Source organism: Bradyrhizobium sp. B124 (assembly GCF_038967635.1).
Classification (GTDB): domain Bacteria; phylum Pseudomonadota; class Alphaproteobacteria; order Rhizobiales; family Xanthobacteraceae; genus Bradyrhizobium.
Window position 1 is genome coordinate 3,894,020 of record NZ_CP152413.1, and the last position, 17,136, is coordinate 3,911,155.

At 65.2% G+C, this 17,136-nt stretch carries 19 protein-coding genes; 8 read left to right on the plus strand and 11 right to left on the minus strand.

Annotated features, from left to right (window positions below):
• Positions 1 to 90 precede the first annotated feature (90 nt).
• Both AAFG13_RS18725 and AAFG13_RS18730 read right to left on the minus strand, forming a co-directional pair.
• On the minus strand, positions 91 to 603 hold the full coding sequence (locus tag AAFG13_RS18725; protein ID WP_212315593.1) for an N-acetyltransferase: 513 nt from the start codon (positions 601 to 603) through the stop codon (positions 91 to 93).
• A gap of 39 nt (positions 604 to 642) precedes the next feature.
• A complete protein-coding gene (locus tag AAFG13_RS18730; RefSeq protein WP_342712943.1) occupies positions 643 to 1,131 on the minus strand; it encodes an NUDIX domain-containing protein in 489 nt (162 codons plus the stop codon).
• Positions 1,132 to 1,278: 147 nt separating this feature from the next.
• Here AAFG13_RS18730 and AAFG13_RS18735 point away from each other — a divergent pair, with 147 nt between their 5' ends.
• Positions 1,279 to 2,166, plus strand: coding sequence for a metallophosphoesterase (locus AAFG13_RS18735; RefSeq protein ID WP_212315597.1), 888 nt, complete (start codon positions 1,279 to 1,281; stop codon positions 2,164 to 2,166).
• Here the strand turns inward: AAFG13_RS18735 and AAFG13_RS18740 are convergent.
• The 3 genes from AAFG13_RS18740 to AAFG13_RS18750 form a co-directional block, all read right to left on the minus strand.
• Positions 2,163 to 2,936, minus strand: a complete 774-nt coding sequence (locus AAFG13_RS18740) for a hypothetical protein (protein WP_212315599.1) — start codon at positions 2,934 to 2,936, stop codon at positions 2,163 to 2,165. The two genes, AAFG13_RS18735 and AAFG13_RS18740, sit on opposite strands and share 4 nt — an antisense overlap.
• A 22-nt stretch (positions 2,937 to 2,958) precedes the next feature.
• Positions 2,959 to 3,534 (minus strand): hypothetical protein, encoded by a 576-nt coding sequence (locus AAFG13_RS18745; protein ID WP_342712944.1) that lies wholly within the window; start codon positions 3,532 to 3,534, stop codon positions 2,959 to 2,961.
• 209 nt (positions 3,535 to 3,743) lie between these two features.
• Complete coding sequence (locus tag AAFG13_RS18750; protein ID WP_016839740.1) at positions 3,744 to 3,953, minus strand: hypothetical protein; 210 nt, start codon at positions 3,951 to 3,953, stop codon at positions 3,744 to 3,746.
• 242 nt (positions 3,954 to 4,195) lie between these two features.
• Here AAFG13_RS18750 and AAFG13_RS18755 point away from each other — a divergent pair, with 242 nt between their 5' ends.
• A complete protein-coding gene (locus AAFG13_RS18755; RefSeq protein ID WP_342712945.1) occupies positions 4,196 to 5,638 on the plus strand; it encodes a short-chain fatty acyl-CoA regulator family protein in 1,443 nt (480 codons plus the stop codon).
• Positions 5,639 to 5,640: 2 nt separating this feature from the next.
• Here AAFG13_RS18755 and AAFG13_RS18760 read toward each other — a convergent pair whose 3' ends face one another.
• The 3 genes from AAFG13_RS18760 to AAFG13_RS18770 all read right to left on the minus strand — a co-directional run bounded on the left by AAFG13_RS18760 (position 5,641) and on the right by AAFG13_RS18770 (position 7,371).
• Entirely contained in the window at positions 5,641 to 5,907 is a 267-nt protein-coding gene (locus tag AAFG13_RS18760; RefSeq protein WP_342712946.1) for an iron oxidase, read from the minus strand.
• Between the two features lie 326 nt (positions 5,908 to 6,233).
• On the minus strand, positions 6,234 to 6,665 hold the full coding sequence (locus AAFG13_RS18765; RefSeq protein WP_342712947.1) for a hypothetical protein: 432 nt from the start codon (positions 6,663 to 6,665) through the stop codon (positions 6,234 to 6,236).
• 64 nt (positions 6,666 to 6,729) lie between these two features.
• Positions 6,730 to 7,371 (minus strand): serine protease, encoded by a 642-nt coding sequence (locus tag AAFG13_RS18770; RefSeq protein ID WP_342712948.1) that lies wholly within the window; start codon positions 7,369 to 7,371, stop codon positions 6,730 to 6,732.
• Between the two features lie 363 nt (positions 7,372 to 7,734).
• Here AAFG13_RS18770 and AAFG13_RS18775 point away from each other — a divergent pair, with 363 nt between their 5' ends.
• Positions 7,735 to 8,148, plus strand: a complete 414-nt coding sequence (locus AAFG13_RS18775) for a nuclear transport factor 2 family protein (protein WP_342712949.1) — start codon at positions 7,735 to 7,737, stop codon at positions 8,146 to 8,148.
• 267 nt (positions 8,149 to 8,415) lie between these two features.
• Here the strand turns inward: AAFG13_RS18775 and AAFG13_RS18780 are convergent, their stop codons facing one another.
• On the minus strand, positions 8,416 to 8,877 hold the full coding sequence (locus tag AAFG13_RS18780) for a GYD domain-containing protein (protein ID WP_342712950.1): 462 nt from the start codon (positions 8,875 to 8,877) through the stop codon (positions 8,416 to 8,418).
• Between the two features lie 307 nt (positions 8,878 to 9,184).
• Here AAFG13_RS18780 and AAFG13_RS18785 point away from each other — a divergent pair, with 307 nt between their 5' ends.
• Positions 9,185 to 9,556, plus strand: coding sequence for a hypothetical protein (locus AAFG13_RS18785; protein ID WP_342712951.1), 372 nt, complete (start codon positions 9,185 to 9,187; stop codon positions 9,554 to 9,556).
• A gap of 241 nt (positions 9,557 to 9,797) precedes the next feature.
• Entirely contained in the window at positions 9,798 to 10,748 is a 951-nt protein-coding gene (locus tag AAFG13_RS18790; protein WP_342712952.1) for an aldo/keto reductase, read from the plus strand.
• A gap of 206 nt (positions 10,749 to 10,954) precedes the next feature.
• Here the strand turns inward: AAFG13_RS18790 and htpX are convergent, their stop codons facing one another.
• Both htpX and AAFG13_RS18800 read right to left on the minus strand, forming a co-directional pair.
• The gene (gene htpX, locus AAFG13_RS18795; RefSeq protein WP_212315610.1) at positions 10,955 to 11,887 is read right to left on the minus strand and encodes a zinc metalloprotease HtpX; all 933 of its coding nucleotides are present in this window, start codon (positions 11,885 to 11,887) and stop codon (positions 10,955 to 10,957) included.
• A 235-nt stretch (positions 11,888 to 12,122) separates the two neighbouring features.
• Entirely contained in the window at positions 12,123 to 13,751 is a 1,629-nt protein-coding gene (locus AAFG13_RS18800; RefSeq protein ID WP_342712953.1) for an ATP-binding protein, read from the minus strand.
• Positions 13,752 to 13,958: 207 nt separating this feature from the next.
• Here AAFG13_RS18800 and AAFG13_RS18805 point away from each other — a divergent pair, with 207 nt between their 5' ends.
• The 3 genes from AAFG13_RS18805 to AAFG13_RS18815 all read left to right on the plus strand — a co-directional run bounded on the left by AAFG13_RS18805 (position 13,959) and on the right by AAFG13_RS18815 (position 17,087).
• Positions 13,959 to 15,305: a lytic murein transglycosylase gene (locus AAFG13_RS18805; protein WP_249132267.1), complete on the plus strand. Its 1,347-nt coding sequence runs from the start codon at positions 13,959 to 13,961 to the stop codon at positions 15,303 to 15,305.
• A 299-nt stretch (positions 15,306 to 15,604) separates the two neighbouring features.
• A complete protein-coding gene (locus AAFG13_RS18810; RefSeq protein ID WP_212315614.1) occupies positions 15,605 to 16,108 on the plus strand; it encodes a DUF1993 domain-containing protein in 504 nt (167 codons plus the stop codon).
• Between the two features lie 121 nt (positions 16,109 to 16,229).
• Positions 16,230 to 17,087, plus strand: a complete 858-nt coding sequence (locus AAFG13_RS18815; RefSeq protein WP_212315616.1) for an SDR family oxidoreductase — start codon at positions 16,230 to 16,232, stop codon at positions 17,085 to 17,087.
• Positions 17,088 to 17,136: the final 49 nt, after the last annotated feature.

A 17,136-nucleotide genomic window follows, 5' to 3' on the forward strand; every position in this document is an offset into this window, starting at 1 on the left:
GACATGCGCCGGTCTTGTCCCGGCGCTTGGCTCAACTGTGCTTCAGTTTCCGATAGCGCGCAACCGTTCCGGGCGACGCTCGCGCGGATGTCAGATCGCCTTGCCCCAGTCCGGCTGGATCGGCCCGGATACGCCCTCGGCAGCGCCGTCGACCAGTTCCATGACAAGCAGGCGACTGTAGTCGACGGGGCCGGGCATCGTCATCCGTCCCTTCGGGACCGGCTTGAAGCCAACCCGCGAATAGTACGGCGCGTCACCGACCAGCACGATGAGCCGATGGCCCTTGGCGCGGGCGTCGTTGATCGCACGCTCGAGCAGCGCGCGGCCGACGCCACGGCTGCGGAACGGCGGCTCGACCGTCAACGGTCCGAGCATCAGGGCCGGCGTATCGCCGACCGTGACCGGGAGTTGGCGCACCGAGCCGACCAGCAGCGTGCCGATCCGCGCCGTGAAGGAGACGTCGAGCAGATGATCGACATGCTCGCGCAACCGGTAGGCGCTGAGCGCGAAGCGGCCAGGCCCGAAGGTGCGCTCGTGCAGGCGCTCGATCGCCTGGGCGTCTTTCGGGGTCTCGGGCAGGATGGTCAGGGACAGTTCTGTCATTGTGGGGCGCGGGATAGCATCTGGCGCGCGCGCGGTCCATCACCGCCATGTCGCCGGCGGCGGCTTGCCGTCGAGCACCTCCGCGATCCGCAGCCGCGTACCGGGGGTGGTGTCATCAGGCAGGTCAGCCGTGTCGAAAAAGCCGCAGGCCACGATCTCGCGATTCGGCTCCGGCAGCCGGTCCTGCCGGTAGTTCCTGACGACATAGACCGCGACATGATCGCGCGGCGAGACGTGGCTGTTGTGGAAGATGCCGTGCAACACCGGCGTGCCGTCGAGCTCGATCCGCCCTTCCTCCTCGAGCTCGCGCCGCAGCGCTTCGATAAAACTTTCACCAACCTCGACCCCGCCGCCGGGCAGATACCAGCCCTGGACATAGCTGTGCTTGACCAGGAACACCTTGTTGTCGGCGTCGAGCACCACGGCGCGGACCCCGAGCGTCATGCTGCGGGCCAGCCGCCAGTAGAGATGAAACACCCACCTGATCTGCGGCTCGTAGCGCTTGCGTAAATCGAGCAGGACCGTCACTGAACCCTCGACATCATGGTGCTTGATCCGTGCTTTGATCCTTGCGCGCCTGCGCAGCTCTTGCCAATACAGGGCAGGACGTTCGGGATAGCACGACATGACCGGCTGCCGGCCACTTTTCGCCGACAATCCGAAGGGAATCGCGTGATGGCGGCGTTCCGTCTCGCGCATTTGTCGGATCCGCATCTGCCGCCGCTGCCGGCGGCGCGGCTGCGCGATCTCGCCGGCAAGCGCGCCTTCGGCTATTTGAACTGGACGCGCAACCGTCACAAATATCATCGCCGCGACGTGCTCGACACGCTGGTGTCGGACATGCAGGCGCAGCAGCCGGACCACATCGCCGTAACCGGCGACCTCGTCAACCTGGCGCTGGATGCCGAGTTCAATCCGGCGCGGCAATGGCTCGAGGGTGTCGGCGGCGCTGCCGACGTCACTGTGGTCCCAGGAAATCACGACGCCTATGTGCGCGCGACCCGGCATCGCTTCGTCAGTCACTTCGGCGACTATCTGCGCGGCGACGCCGATGGCGCGGCGACACATTTTCCGTTCGTGCGCCGCCGCGGCCCGGTGGCGCTGATCGGCGTCTCCTCGGCCGTGCCGACGCCGCCGCTGATGGCGACCGGCTGGCTCGGCCATGCCCAGCTCACTGCGCTGGATACGATCCTCGCGCAGTTGGCGCGGGAGGAGGCCTTTCGCGTCCTCCTGGTGCACCACCCGCTGCACTCCGACGGGCGCGCCAAACGGCTGACCGATTCGCATCAGCTGCTGGCGCTGCTCAAGCGGCATGGCGTCGAGCTGGTGCTGCATGGCCATGACCACATCCATTCGACGATGTGGTTCGACGGCCCCGAGCGGAAAATCCCGGCGATCGGCGTGCCGTCGGCATCGGCGCTGGCGCGCAAGCACTATCCGGCGGCGGCCTACAATCTGTTCTCGATCGAGCGCGACGGCAATGGCTGGCGCTGCGAGCAGACCGTGCGCGGGCTCGGCGCTGACGACGGCATTCACGAACTGAAACAAGTGCGGCTATCCTAATCACCGCCCCCGCCGCCGCCACACCCACCGCCGCAGCCGCCTCCACTGTCGCCGCCACCTCCACCGTCGCCGCCACCTCCATCACCGCCGCCGTGGCCACCGCCGTCGCCACCATGGCTTCCGTCACTGCCGGCATCGCCAAAACCCGCCGACGATCCATCGATCGACGAGTCGGCGAAATCGCCGCCGCAATACGGACTGCTGCCACCGATGCCGCTGCGGCGCAGTGCCTCGCAGTCGGTGTGATAGATGAAGCCGTTCGCGATGCTGAGCTTGGCGTCCAGCGCGAACAACAGCGGCAACCGCGTCGGCCTGACCGGATCGATGTTCTCGTACTTGCAGCAATACCACCAGACCCGCCGCAGCCCTTCGTTGCTCCGGCGCCGCTCCTTCACCAGCACGACGGCGGGCGTGTGATGCAGGAAGGATCCGAAGGCCCGGCGGCAGAACGCGTCGTATTCGCGGGTGTAGAGAATGAATTCGTGCCAGAGGTCGTCGGCCGCTTGCGACGGCATCGAGACGTAACGCTTGCCGCTCATCAGATGGGCGAGGAAGAACTGCCGCAGGCCGCGCGACACCAGCGCACTGTCCTTGCGGGCGAAGCCGGGGTGATGCTTCTCGAGCCGCGCCAATAGGCCCGCCGGCCACTTGAAGGTGCGGATATATTCGGCGCGCCGCAGCGTCTGCCATTTGCCGAACAGCACGGCGCTGCCGACCACCGCGGCCGCCGCCAGAATGCCGAAAAATGCCGAGGCGGGAGTTACGACCACGATGCCCCCCGCCCGTCAGCGGCTAGAAGTTCTGCACGCTCGCCAGCAGCGCGAAGCCGAACAGCGCCAGCGCGCCCAGGATGAAGCCGAGCACGAACATGCCGATCCCGCCGCGGCGCTTCGGTGCCACCATCGGCACGGGCGGCGGAGCCGGCGGCTCGGCAACCGGAAGCGGCGTTGCCACCATCGCATGCTCGCGCTCGATCATGCGCCGCGCGACATAGTCGGTGACCGCATCGACCATCACGGCCACGTCGTGCGATTCGGCAAGCACGATGCGGCCGAATCTCGTGTCCTGCACGAAGCGGTAGATGCGCTTGTCGTGGCCCATCAGTACATGCGTGACCACGTCGATCCACAGCCGCGGCGTCTCGCCTTGGCTGATGCCGCGGTCGAACAGATCGACCTTCTCCGGCACCTGCGCAAACAAGGGATCGAGCGCGTCGTTGAGGATCTCGAGCCGCGCCACTTCGGCATCGCGCAACTCGACGACGACGCCGGTGCGATCGGCCGCCTCGATCCGCGCCCGCCGCAGCGCCTCTCGCAGCGTCGGACGCATCTCGCGCGCCTCGCTGCCGGTGTTGTGCGGATCGGACATGCCTTACGGCCTCGTGGTGACGGGTTGCCTACCCATTAACCTATCAGCAACCATGACGTCCGCAAAGCACGTTGGTTCCCAAGCACTTAGGTGGCCACTTATCCCCAGATGAAAGATCCCGGCACTGTCCCAAAAGCGGTCGACCCCACCCGGATGAACCGGATGGGGCCGCCGTCCTTGGACGTTTCTTAGCTCAGGTAATTTTGGTGTCAGGCCGAAACCCGGGACGGCTCCTCGACGATCGAGAAGCGCACGCCGGCCTTGTGGCGGCTCTCTTCCGAGACTTCCTTCCAGCACTCTTCGGCTTCCTTGCGGGTCTTGAACGGACCGCGGACCTGGGCCGAGCCTTCGACGAGCTTGTGGAAGTTCATCGAGCCGAACTCGCCGCCGATCACCCAGAAATTGCTGCCCTTGCTCATCGTCAGTCTCCTCTAAAAAATCCTGCTGCCCTTGCTCAGCCGCCTGAATTCTGATCCCCGCGATCTACTCGCCGTATCGACATTCTTGACAGAGCATTGCGAAGCGCGTGTCAGGAGATAAACGCGAAAACGGGAAGTTCGTACAGACGCCTTGTTTTTTATTGGTGATGTCATGTAACATCTGAACTTGTAATAAATGTCGATTTGTAAATTTTGTAACAAAATGGGTCAGGAAGGCTGTCATGCCGGGCGAGTCCGGAAAGAAGCTGTTCGTCGGTCCGCGCTTTCGGCGGATCCGGCAGCAATTGGGGCTGTCGCAGACCCAGATCGCCGAGGGGCTCGGCATCTCGCCCTCCTACATCAACCTGATCGAGCGCAACCAGCGCCCGGTGACCGCGCAGATCCTGCTGCGGCTGGCCGAGACCTACGACCTCGATTTGCGCGACCTCGCCACCGCCGACGAGGACCGCTTCTTCGCGGAACTCAACGAGATCTTCTCCGATCCCCTGTTCCGCCAGATCGACCTGCCGAAGCAGGAACTGCGTGATCTCGCCGAGCTGTGCCCCGGCGTGACGCATGCGCTGCAACGGCTCTACGCCGCCTATACCGAGGCGCGCCGCGGCGAGACGCTGGTGGCGGCGCAGATGGCCGATCGCGAAGGCTCGCAGTTCGACGCCAACCCGATCGAGCGGGTGCGCGACCTGATCGAGGCCAACCGCAACTATTTTCCGGAGCTCGAGACCGCGGCGGAAAATCTGCGCGACGAGCTCAACGTGCCCACCGAAGGCCTGTTCACGGCACTCGCCACGCGGCTGCGCGAAAAACATTCGATCGTCACCCGCGTCATGCCGGTCGACGTGATGCGCGAGACGCTGCGCCGTTTCGACCGCCATCGCCGGCAGTTGCTGATCTCCGAACTGGTCGACAGTGCCGGCCGCAGCTTCCAGCTCGCGCTGCAGATCGGCTTTGTCGAATGCGGCGCCGCGATCGACGCGATCGTCAGCCGCGCCGGCCCGCTCGACGACACCGCGCGCAGGCTGTACCGCATCACGCTCGCCAATTATTTCGCGGCGGCCGCGATGATGCCCTACCAGGCATTCCATTCCGCGGCCGAGGCCCTGAGCTACGACGTCCACGTGCTGGCACAGCGCTTCAATGCCGGCTTCGAGCAGGTCTGCCACCGCCTCACCACGCTGCAGCGGCCGAACGCGCGCGGCGTGCCGTTCTTCCTGTTGCGCGTCGACAACGCCGGCAACGTGTCGAAGCGGTTTTCCTCGGGCACCTTCCCGTTCTCCAAATTCGGCGGCACCTGCCCGCTCTGGAACGTGCATTCGACCTTCGACATGCCCGACCGGCTGGTGAGCCAGGTGATCGAGCTGCCGGACGGCACGCGCTACTTCTCGATCGCGCAGACGGTGCGGCGGCCGGTGGCGCCCTATCCGCAGCCGCAGCCGCGCTTTGCAATCGGGCTCGGCTGCGAAATCCGTCATGCGGCCAAGCTCGTCTATGCGACCGGCATGGATCTGGAGAAGGTCGAGGGCACGCCGATCGGCGTCAACTGCCGGCTCTGCGAGCGCGAGAACTGCAGCCAGCGTGCCGAGCCGCCGATCACGCGCACCCTGATCCTGGACGAGACCACGCGGCGGGTGTCGTCGTTCGCATTCTCGAATGCACGGGAGCTGTGAGATCAATCCACCGCGGCAAAGGCCTTGCACCAGCCGCCCTTGCTGATGGCGCCCTCCACCACCTTACAGCCGTCGGGCGCGACGAACAGCGTGCACAGCTCGCAGGAGTAGATGCCGTTCGCCGTGTCCTGATATTCGGCTTGCGGTTTTGTCATTTTGTCGGAGGCCGCTGCCGTTCGCGGCAGAAGTGCCGCGGGAATTCCTGCGATGGCGGCGACGACGAAAGCGCGCCGCGAACGTCCGAACTGTTGTTTGGCCATGGTGTTCACCCCATGCGTCGTCCCGGCGAAAGCCGGGACCCATACTCCGCAGCAGGCAATGTAAACGGGACTCGTCGTTCCAGCATCGCACAACAATGATCATTTGTGGTTATGGGTCCCGGCCTGCGCCCGGGACGACACCGAGTCCAATCCCGTCATCTCTCCACCCGTCATTCCGGGGCCTGCAAAGCACGAGCCCGGAATCCATTGAGCCGCAGCACTCCTGGCGAATCGGATTCCTAGCTCGCGCTTCGCGCGCCTTCAGATGCGCAAATTGCGCACCGGGGAATGACGAAGGGCGATGAGCCCCAGAATGCAGATGCGTAGCCGATCGCTCAGCGTTTGCGCAGATTGAGCGAGAAGCGCAGGTTGAGCGGCTGCAACATCTCCGGCGGCGGTGCCTCACCGACATTGCCGCGCTTCAGGATGGTCCGCAGGTCCTCGGTCGCGCCGGCGTCATTGAAGGCCGGAAACGAGACGCGCTCGACGGTGCCGTCCGGGTTGAGCCAGGCGCGCACCACGAGCGTCGGCGGCGGCCCGTTCTCCTTGCCGGAATGCTCGATGACCCAGTTGCGGAAGCGATTGGCAACCGTCTCGTCGGCCGCAATCCATTCCTCGAACCGGTACTTGACCAGCTTGGCAAACTGCGCCCATGACGGCGGCGCCTGTTCCGGATTGCGAAAGTTGGCGTCTTGAGCGTGGCCCGGCGCTGGGGACAGGATCAAGAGGCCGAACGAGAGCACGAGCGTGCCCCGCAAGATGAGCATGGTTCTGGACAAGGGTTGACCGCGGACAGCCGGCTGACAGGACAACGCAGCAACTAGTCGCTCATTATTGCAGGCATGTGACGTGTGCCGAGATGCTAGCGGCGCGATGCGCGCGTGACGCGGTGCCACTCATCTGCGGTCGGTCGTCTTCCTGGAAGCGCACGCCGTGCGCGGCAAGGAAGGATTTGGCGTGCACGGCATCGACCGCCAGCACGCGATCGACCGTGGTCCTGCGGCTCACCACGCCTTCGACGAGGCCGCGGGAATCCAGCACGGGCGCTCCGCTGGTGCCGAAAGTGACATTCGAGCGCAGTACGAGGTGCTCGGGATCGCGCAGGGTGGTGTCGACGAACGCATTGCCGAGCGATCCGCCATGCGCGAGCATCGGCTTCAGGCGGTCATAGGCCTCGGCAAACACCATGTCGTTGGCAACGGACGTGTTGGCGCGCGGAAATACCGCTGCGAGACCCAGCGTGCGTGGCACCTTGATCAATGCAATGTCGCTCGCGGCAAGCGCCACTACGCGCGCCGCGACGGCCCGGCCCTCCTTGCTGACGACAATGCGGGCGCAATCCGCGACCGCATGACGCGCGGTCAGCATGTGGCCGAGATCGTCGACAAAGAACGCAGTGCCGTCGAGCCGCTGGCTGGCGGCCGGCGGACCAGTGACGTCACGCGCCAGCGGTTTCGCAGCCAGCGAAGCCAATCAGGGCGCAACCGATCACCAGGCCGCAGGCCAACCGGACATTGTGGACAGGTAATCCCGTGCGCGCCGTCGACGCCGCGTCCAACATCGAAACCAAGTGATGCACCTTCAGACCCCAACCCCGTAGACCCCAAGCGCCTGCCCTTCAACGCCGCCGCGCAAATCGCTTGGCGGCAACGTTTGTACATACACCGCACTTAAAGGCGGCTGAAGACCCCGCGGACGATGCGGCGCGCCAAAACGCTTTCGCCCGCAACGCCGTCACGTCGATGCATCAAAATGTGAAACGATGACTTTCCATCATTGCCGTTTCGCAACGGCGGCTGCGACCACATGATTTCAGGTATCACATGGAGGTCTCAGATGAATGAGCATGCCAGCAAAACCAGCGTCGCCCCTTCCGCGGGAGCTGACGTCCGCGTGATCGAGACGCTGCTCACCCGAAACCTTCCGGAGGTTTTCGGCGAAGGCGATCCGGTGCGCCGAAGGGCCGCAATTGAAGAGCTCTACACCGCGGACTGCGTGCTCTACGCGCCGCCGGGCGTTCTCGTAGGCCGCGACGCACTCGACAAGTTCGCCGGCGATCTCCGCGCGACGCATCCGCACTTTGTCTATACGCCGCACGGCGCGCCGCAGGCGCTGCACAATTCCGGGCGCCTGGAATGGGGCTCCGGGCCGAGAGGCGAAACACCGGTCTATACCGGCGTGGATTTCATCATCGCACGGGACGGCAAGATCGCGGCGCTTTACGTGTATCTGGACTCTCCGCCCTTGTGAGCGGCGGTGGCGTGTTGCCGCGATCGCCGCGCCGAAGACACGCTGAACGAGGCGGCGGACGTCATGCGACGGCACAACCGGCCGGGGCTATGCGAGCCAGCATGCGCGCGCGACATCCGCCTGAGCGACTGCCCATCCGTTGAACGCGCCCCGGATCTGCGGCACGCAACGGTCCTCGTCTCCGCGCGGGACGCCGCGAAGCTCCGCCGCGCGAGAGGGACAGCGGTCATCAGATCGATCTGCGCCGCGTTTCGTCGTCCGTGCCCGCTAACTTCCTGGAGGCGAGTAGGCAGCCTTGAGCTTGTTCGCGTGCTGACGCACCACCTTGATCTCGTCCTGCGTGAACAGCCGGACCAGCTTCACATTCTGGATGGCGCCGGACGCCACGACCACGCCGGTGATGGCAGGTGCGACGGTCGGATCCGGCACATCGAAGATCACCATCACGCCGGGGCCTTCGGCCGCCATGCTGTACATCGAAATCAACTTGCCGCCGGCCGTCTCAATCAACTTCTTGGCCGCCTCAAGCCGATTGGTTGTCGGGTTCTCCATGATGCTGTTGATGGAACGCGGCGTGTATTCCCCTGAGAGGCAGAAATGCATGGCAATCCCTCCACTTGGCTGGGAATGGAAAAAGGCATTCACCCGAGCGCCGCCCGGGCAGAAGAAGATTTCGTACTGAAATGAGGAAAAAGCGGCCTGCCGATGGCCAGTTGCGCTGCCGCTCATTCTCCGGAACTCGGCGTGACCGGTGGCAGCTCGCCGCGCAATCTACATCAAATGACAGGCAAATGAAATTGCGTTTCGTGGCTCCGGAAAGTTCGCCCTGTCATCGACCGGCCTTGAAGGGCAGCCCGCCTGACCTGATGCGCGAGCGAGCACGGGCGGTCGTCTCGGAGCGGGCAGCCCATCGCACGCAGCACAACGTCCCGAGGCGCAGGACGGAACGAACCGCGTGGCGATAGACGTCCTGTGGTAGATGTCACCCGCGCTCATTGCCGAGCGCGTAGACTGATTGAACAGGGAGTTTTCAGATATGAATTTCCGTGCATTTGGCTTTTCAATTGTCGGATTGCTTGCGGCGGTCTCTGCGACGGCGGCTGCGGATTCTCCGCCGAGCTATCAAAGCGATCCCGACACCTACAAGGTCATCTTCGAGGATCAGAATTTCCGCGTCATCGCCGCGACCTGGAAGAAGGGGACGACAGACAAGCCGCATTCGCATCCGGTGCCGTTCGTGGTCTATCCGCTGACCGACTGCACCATTCGCCTGCACAATACCGACGGCACCACGCGAGACACCCCCAGCAAGGCAGGCACGGCGTTTGCCGGGCCAATCGTGGTTTCCCATACCGCCGAGAACATCAGCGGCGACGAGTGCAAGGCGATCTTCGTCGAGCGCAAGTAGCCGAGCCGCCGGCGGCGAAATCTCCGCGATCATCCGTCGGCATTCCGATAGGGCAATGCCGACGGATCCCAGGACGAAATCACACGCAACGCTGCTCACCACGCCGGCCGGCGGCGTTGCGTTCGTGACTGCGGTCGTAACCCACGCGGAAGCAGCGCAATTCGGACACCGCGCCTTGCAAACAAGGCCGATCTGCCTCAGTGTCCTGCACCTCCCGTCAAGAACAAGAGAAAGAACACGCATGAAGCATCGCGCACTCGGCCGCTCCGGCATCACCGTCCCTCCCCTCTGCTTCGGCTGCAATGTGTTCGGCTGGACGGTGGACGAGGCTGCATCTTTCCGGCTGCTCGATACCGTGCTGGAGCATGGACTGACGTTCCTCGATACGGCCGACGTCTATTCGCGCTGGGTGCCGGGTCATCACGGCGGCGAGTCCGAGACGATCATCGGCGAATGGATGAAGGCGCGCGGCAATCGCAACCGCATCATCCTCGCCACCAAGGTCGGCATGGACATGGGAGACGGCAATGTCGGCCTGAAGCCGGACTACATCGCGCGCGCCGTCGAGGACTCGCTGCGGCGGCTGCAGACCGACCACATCGACCTCTACCAATCCCACAAGGACGATGAGACCACACCGCAGGAAGAGACGCTCGCGGCCTATGACAAATTGATCAAGGCCGGCAAGATCAGGGCGATCGGTGCCTCGAATTTCTCGGCGGAGCGGCTCAAGAGCGCGCTGGATATTTCCAGGGCGAACGGGCTGCCGCGCTACGAGAGCATGCAGCCCGAATACAGCCTGGCGGAGCGGTCGAGCTACGAAGGCGCGCTGCAACGCGTCTGCGAGGAGAACGACATCGGCGTGATCACGTTCTTCTCCCTCGCTGCCGGATTCCTGACCGGCAAGTATCGCTCGGAGAGCGACTTCGCCAAGAGCCCACGGGGCGCGCGCAGCATTCCAAAATACATGAACCCGCGCGGCATGCGGATCCTCGCCGGCCTCGACGAGGTCGCCGCGGAGACCCGCACAGAGCCGGCCGCGGTCGCGCTCGCCTGGCTGATGGCGAAGCCCGGCATCACCGCACCGATAGCGAGCGCAACCAAGCCCGAGCAGGTCGCAACGCTTGTCGCGGCGGCGAGGCTCGAGCTGAGCAAGGGGCAGGTCGAGCGGCTGGACGCCGCGAGCGCGTAGCGGGGCGATTCACTTCACCTCGCCCCGCGTGCGGGGAGAGGTCGGAACGCATCGTCAGATGCGTTCCGGGTGAGGGGGAGTCTCGGCAAATATAGCCATCACCGAATATGCGGAGACAGCCCCTCACCCCAACCCTCTCCCCGTAAGAACGGGGCGAGGGAGCACACCGACTTTGCGGGTACAATTCAGCCTAATCTCATCACGCCCTAGCCCCACGGCCCGCGCTGGCCTGAGGCACCGCCCCAGGGGCTGCGCGGCGGATAGCTGGCGCCGGCCGGACGCGGCGCGGTCTGGGTGCCGAGTTCGGCGGCGAGCTGCTGCAGCGCGGCGATGCGGTTCGCGGTCGAGGGGTGGGTGGCGAACAGATTGTCGACACCGTGGCCCGACAGCGGGTTGACGATGAACATGTGCGCGGTGGCCGGATTGCGCTCGGCTTCCATGTTCGGCAACTGGTGCGCTGCGTTCTCGATCTTCGCGAGCGCGGATGCCAGCCACATCGGCTGGCCGACGATGCGTGCGCCGAAATTGTCGGCGGCGTATTCACGGGTGCGGCTGATCGCCATCTGCACAAGCATGGCGCCGAGCGGCGCCAGGATCATCATCGCGATCGAGCCGACGATGCCGGGGCCGTTGTTGTTGCGGTTGCCGCCGAAGAACATGCTGAACTGCGCCAGCATCGAGATCGCGCCGGCGATCGTCGCGGTGATCGTCATAGTCAGCGTGTCGTGGTGCTTGATATGCGCAAGCTCATGCGCGATCACGCCGGCGAGTTCCTCGCGGCTGAGCTGCTGCATCAAGCCAGTGGTGACGGCAACCGCGGCGTTCTCCGGATTGCGGCCGGTCGCGAATGCGTTCGGCTGCGCCTCGTCCATCACGAACACGCGGGGCATCGGCAGGCTCGCGCGCTGCGCGAGCTCGGCGACGAGATTGTAGAGGTCCGGCGCCGAACGCGCATCGACCTGACGGGCACCGTACATCGACAGCACCATGCGGTCGGAATTCCAGTAGGTGAACAGATTTGTCGCAGCCGCGACGATCAGCGCGATCACGGCGCCGGTGCCGCCGCCGATCAGATAGCCGACGCCCATGAACAGCGCAGTGAGGCCGGCAAGCAGGAGCGCGGTGCGGAAATAATTCATCGTGGTTCCCTCACGGCGAGCGGAATGCTGCCACAACTGACGCCGCTGAGGTAGGGATTTTGCCGCGGAAGCCGCAAGGGGAAGGTGTGCGTCGCAGCGACGCGGCGTGGGTTAACGATTGGTCATGTGACGCGATCGGTAGCCCGGATGGAGCGAAGCGAAATCCGGGACTATCTCACCGCGGAGAAACTGCCCCGGATTGCGCTTCGCTCCATCCGGGCTACGAAGTTGCGAATTACTCCGCCGGCTCCCGCGCGATCACCGCCTCCTCCGCGCGCAGCGCGACCCGCAGCATGCGGGCGAGTTGGGCGCGGCTATAGGGCTTGGCCAGGAACAGAATGCCCTGCTCGAGCTTGCCGTCCTGGTCGATGGCGTCATCGGTGTAGCCCGAGGTGAACAACACGCGCAAGCCGGGGCGCCGCCGCTCGGCCTCGGTGGCCAGCTCGCGTCCGTTCATCGCACCGGGCATGATGACATCCGTGAACAACAGATCGACCGGCGCGCCGCTGTCGAGCACGGCAAGCGCTTCGCCGCCATTATTTGCCGACAGCGTGGTGTAGCCGAGGCTCTCGATCTGGGTCAGCACGTAGGAGCGCACCAGTCTGTCATCCTCGACGACGAGCACGATCTCCTGCGCGCCGCGCACCTCCGGCTGCCGCCGCTCGGGTAGCACGGCCGGCGAGAGCACCGCCGCGCGCGGCAGATAGAGCATCACCCTTGTACCGCGACCGACCTCGCTGTCGAGCGCGATGTGGCCGTTGGACTGCTTGACAAAGCCGTAGACCATGGAAAGCCCTAGGCCGGTGCCCTTGCCGACGTCCTTGGTGGTGAAGAACGGCTCGAACACTTTGGCGAGATCGGCTTCCGCGATGCCCTGGCCGTTGTCGATCAGCGCGATCGCGACATAGTCGCCGGCGGCAAGTCCGTCATGGCCGTGCACGTCTGATGGCTTCAGTTCGGCAGTGCGGGTCTCGATCCGCAGCCGGCCGCCCTTCGGCATCGCATCGCGCGCGTTCAGCGCGAGATTGATGATCGTGGTGACCAGCTGGTTGGAATCGACCAGCGCGCGCGGCAGATCGGGTGCGGGGCGAAAATCGATATCGACATGGTCGCCGATGGTCGGCCGGAGCAGCTCGATGGTGTCGACCATCAGCGCATTGACGTCGACATCGCTCGGCTGCAGCGGCTGCTTGCGCGCGAAGGCGAGCAGATGCCGCGTCAGCGATGCACCGCGCTCGGCAGCGTCGCGGATCAGACTGGTGATCTCGGTGAGTTGGCGGTTGTGGGCGACCGCCTCGGCCAGGATGTCGATGGTGCCGGTGATGACGGTAGGGATGTTGTTGAAGTCGTGCGCGATGCCGCCGGTGAGCTGGCCGACCGCTTCCATCTTCTGCGCCTGGCGGATCCTGCTCTCGTTGACCTCGGCCTCGCGGAAACGCTCGAGCAGGACTTCCGAGCGCTGGCGCTGCCGGCCCTCCTCGGCGAGCGCGACATGGGCCTCGCGCAGCTGCGCCTCGGTCGGGATCGCCAGGATTTTCGGGATCAGCGGCCAGAGCAGCACCGCGGTGAAGATCGAGGCGACAGCAGTGAGCGCCTTGACTATTCCTTCGAGCCCGTAGATCGGCACCCACAGCGTGTAGATCGAGAACACATGGGTGAGGCCGCAGGCGAGGATGAACGCGGCGAACGGCCAGGCCATCCAGCCGAACTGGAAGTCGCGCCGCTTGGAGACGAGGATCGCCAGCGCAAACGGAATCGAGAAATACGAAGCGGCAATGATCGCGTCTGAAATCACGTGCAGCCAGATCAGCTCCGGCTCCCACAACAGGCAGATGCCGTGTGGCGAAAACGTCGACGAATCCAACAGACGCTCGAGAAAACTCCACACGGGTCCCTCCGGGCGTGATCGATCCGCCGACACCCCTGCCCGCGAATCACCCGCCGATCATAGCGGCGGCTCTTCAACCTGCCGAAGCCCAATTGGTCTAACAGGGCACCCCCGTTGTTGCCCGGTGTCGCCCTGGTGTATGCAGGATGGACCTTGATCCCCCTTTCCCAGCCGGTGACATCGATGCCAGCTTCTCCCCTCCGCGCCCCGATCATGTTCGCAGCGATCGCGGGGGCGCTGGCGCTCTCCTCGCTGGGTCAGGCGCAGCAGCCGCTGCCCAATCCCGCAGGCTCCGCCCCGGTCAGGCCGCGTCCGGCCACGGTGGTCGCGCCAAGGGCCGCGTCCTGCCACAACGGGCAGAGCTTCGATCGCTTCCTCGCCGAGCTGAAGCAGAAGGCGGTCGCCGCCGGCGTCTCGCAGCGGACGATTGCGGAGGCCACGCCCTACCTGGTTTACGACCAGGGCATCGTCAACCGCGACCGCGGCCAGCGCGTGTTCGGGCAGATCTTCACCCAGTTCGCCGGCCGCATGGCTGCGAACTACCGGATGCAGCAGGGCCAGCAATACATCCGGACCTACGCGGCCGCTTTCGCGCGCGCCGAGAAGGAGTATGGCGTGCCGCCGGCGGTGATCGCCGCGTTCTGGGGACTGGAGAGCGACTTCGGCGTCCAGATGGGCAATCTGCCGACGCTGAAATCGCTGGTGTCGCTGGCCTATGATTGCCGCCGCTCGGAGATGTTCCAGGGCGAGACCATCGCCGCGCTGAAGATCATCGAGCGCGGCGACCTGACGCCCGACGAAATGATCGGCTCATGGGCCGGCGAGCTCGGCCAGACGCAATTCTTGCCGACGCACTATTTCAACTATGCCGTCGACTATGACGGCGACGGCCATCGCAATCTGCTCGCCAGCGGCCCCGACGTGATCGGCTCGACCGCGAACTACATCGCCAACGGATTGAAGTGGCGGCGCGGCGAGCCGTGGCTGCAGGAGGTGCGCGTGCCGCAGGCCGCGAATTTTCCTTGGGACCAGGCCGACCTCACCGTCAAGCTGCCGCGCTCGAAATGGGTTGCGCTCGGCGTCACCTTGACCGACGGCAAGGCGCTCGCCAATGACGAGATGCCGGCCTCGCTGCTGCTGCCGATGGGCCGGATGGGTCCGGCGTTTCTCGCTTATCCAAACTTCGCCGCCTATACCGAGTGGAATAACTCGTTGATCTACTCGACCACCGCCGGCTATCTCGCCGGCCGCATCGCGGGCGCACCGCCGATGCAGCGGCCGCACGCGCCGGTGGCGCAACTGCCATTTGGCGAGATCAAGGAGCTGCAATCGCTGCTGGCGCGCGCCGGCTACGACGTCGGCAAGATCGACGGCGTGCTCGGCCAGGCGAGCCGCAGCGCGGTGAAGGCGATGCAGATGAAGTACGGCCTGCCGGCGGATTCCTGGCCGACCGCGGAGCTCTTGGCCCGGATGCGCGGCGGTGGCCGCACGCAGCCGGCCGCGGACGCCGCGATGCCGCCGACGCGGTAGGACAGCATCGGGGTGTCTAAACAGGCCGCATTGCTCTTGGACCGTCACCCCCGCGCAAAGGCTTCGCCTTTGTCGCTGGAGGTGCGAGCGGAGCGAGCCTCGAAGGGTCGACGGCCACCAACCGGGCCGTGCATCCTTCGAGACGCGCTTCGCGCTCCTCAGGATGACGGGGCGCGAATGCGCCGCGAAATAATTGACCAAGTGTTACAGACGTCCGCAGTTGTATTCTTCCCTTCGCGGCCCCATGTGCAGCATCGCCGTTCGGCAGATCCGGATTTCATCAGAACAAAGAGCACCCCATGTCCTTTCATGACGCCGTCGTCCCCGCGTACTTGCAGATCCTCAACAGCCTCACCGGCGAGCTGACCAAGGCCGAGGCGCATTGCGAAGCTAAGAAGATCGCGCCCGAGGTGCTGCTGGGATCGCGGCTCTATGCGGACATGCTGCCGCTGACCAAGCAGGTGCAGCTGGTCTGCGATCACGCCGCACGCGGCTGTGCGCGGCTGACCCATAGCGAGGTGCCGTCGACGCCCGACACCGAGAAGAGCTTCGGCGAACTGAAGCAGCGGCTGGCGAAGACGATCGACTATGTGAAGTCGTTCAAGCCGGAGCAGTTCGACGGCGCCGACGCCAAGGACGTCACCTTCCCGATCGGCGCCGAGCGCACCATGACCCTGAAGGGCCAGCAATTCCTCAGCGCCTTCTCGTTCCCGAACTTCTACTTCCACGCCGTCACCGCGCACGGCATCCTGCGCCACAACGGTGTCGAGATCGGCAAGCGCGACTTCCTCGGCGTCAGCTGACGCGATATTCCCCGCGGCGGGATTTTCTCACCTCTCGCCAAGGCTTCGGCGCGACACGTCGCCTCGCACGCCCGGCCGTGCTACTGCTCCCTGACAACAACAAGACGTCAGGGAGCACGCCATGCCGACCACCCACGCACCGAAAGCCGTCAATCCGTCCGCCTCGCTGCATGCGGAATCGCTGGGGCTGGCGAAGAACCACGGCCGCCTCGCCGGACGGCGCATCATCGTGGTCGGTGCGGGCCAGCGCACCACCGTGGATGAAGCGCCGCCGATCGGCAACGGCCGCGCCATGAGCGTGCTGTTCGCGCGTGAGGGCGCCTCGGTCGCGTGCCTCGACGTCAACAAGGACGCCGCCGACGATACCGTCGCGCAGATCACAGGCGAAGGCGGCAAGGCCTTCACCGACGTGGTCGATGTCTCCGACGTCGCGGCGATCGCGCCCGCGGTCGAACGCTGCGCGCAAAAGCTCGGCGGGCTCGACGGGCTGGCGCTCAATGTCGGCATTTCCTCCGGCCTGTCGCTGCCGAAGATGACGGCGGAAGCCTGGGACCGCGACTACGCCGTCAATGTGCGCAGCCACATGCTGTTCGCGCAGAAGGCACTCGAGGTGATGGCGCCGGGCGGCGCGATCATCCTGATCTCCTCGATGGCGAGCCAGCGCGCCGGCGGCCGCAACCCGGCCTATGAATCCTCCAAGGCGGCGCAGATCGCGCTGGGACGCGCGATCGCGCGGGCCGGCGAGGACAACGGCATTCGCTGCAATGTGATCGCGCCCGGCTTCATGGACACGCCGATGGGCCGAGATGCCAGCCGCAGGCGATCGGACCGCGCCGTGACAGTACCTTTCGGCCGCCAGGGCACCGGCTGGGAGGTCGCCTATACTGCGCTGTTCCTGATTTCGAATGAATCCTCCTATGTGAACGCGCACACTTTGTTCCTCGATGCCGGCCACATGGGCGGAATTGTGCGCGGCTAGCCTGCAAACTGGGCATATCCCGGCCATTGCGCTCGTCGCGGCAATGCAC

What these genes read in the sequence shown, in the direction of transcription:
- AAFG13_RS18780 (WP_342712950.1), bottom strand. Translation starts at nt 8,877, where the DNA reads ATGAGCGGCAGCGCAACTGGCCATCGGCAGGCCGCTTTTTCCTCATTT.
- AAFG13_RS18805 (WP_249132267.1), top strand. Translation starts at nt 13,959, where the DNA reads ATGCCAGCTTCTCCCCTCCGCGCCCCGATCATGTTCGCAGCGATCGCG.
- AAFG13_RS18815 (WP_212315616.1), top strand. Translation starts at nt 16,230, where the DNA reads ATGCCGACCACCCACGCACCGAAAGCCGTCAATCCGTCCGCCTCGCTG.
- AAFG13_RS18785 (WP_342712951.1), top strand. Translation starts at nt 9,185, where the DNA reads ATGAATTTCCGTGCATTTGGCTTTTCAATTGTCGGATTGCTTGCGGCG.
- AAFG13_RS18765 (WP_342712947.1), bottom strand. Translation starts at nt 6,665, where the DNA reads ATGCTCATCTTGCGGGGCACGCTCGTGCTCTCGTTCGGCCTCTTGATC.
- AAFG13_RS18810 (WP_212315614.1), top strand. Translation starts at nt 15,605, where the DNA reads ATGTCCTTTCATGACGCCGTCGTCCCCGCGTACTTGCAGATCCTCAAC.
- AAFG13_RS18735 (WP_212315597.1), top strand. Translation starts at nt 1,279, where the DNA reads ATGGCGGCGTTCCGTCTCGCGCATTTGTCGGATCCGCATCTGCCGCCG.
- AAFG13_RS18725 (WP_212315593.1), bottom strand. Translation starts at nt 603, where the DNA reads ATGACAGAACTGTCCCTGACCATCCTGCCCGAGACCCCGAAAGACGCC.
- htpX (WP_212315610.1), bottom strand. Translation starts at nt 11,887, where the DNA reads ATGAATTATTTCCGCACCGCGCTCCTGCTTGCCGGCCTCACTGCGCTG.
- AAFG13_RS18775 (WP_342712949.1), top strand. Translation starts at nt 7,735, where the DNA reads ATGAATGAGCATGCCAGCAAAACCAGCGTCGCCCCTTCCGCGGGAGCT.
- AAFG13_RS18745 (WP_342712944.1), bottom strand. Translation starts at nt 3,534, where the DNA reads ATGTCCGATCCGCACAACACCGGCAGCGAGGCGCGCGAGATGCGTCCG.
- AAFG13_RS18750 (WP_016839740.1), bottom strand. Translation starts at nt 3,953, where the DNA reads ATGAGCAAGGGCAGCAATTTCTGGGTGATCGGCGGCGAGTTCGGCTCG.
- AAFG13_RS18755 (WP_342712945.1), top strand. Translation starts at nt 4,196, where the DNA reads ATGCCGGGCGAGTCCGGAAAGAAGCTGTTCGTCGGTCCGCGCTTTCGG.
- AAFG13_RS18790 (WP_342712952.1), top strand. Translation starts at nt 9,798, where the DNA reads ATGAAGCATCGCGCACTCGGCCGCTCCGGCATCACCGTCCCTCCCCTC.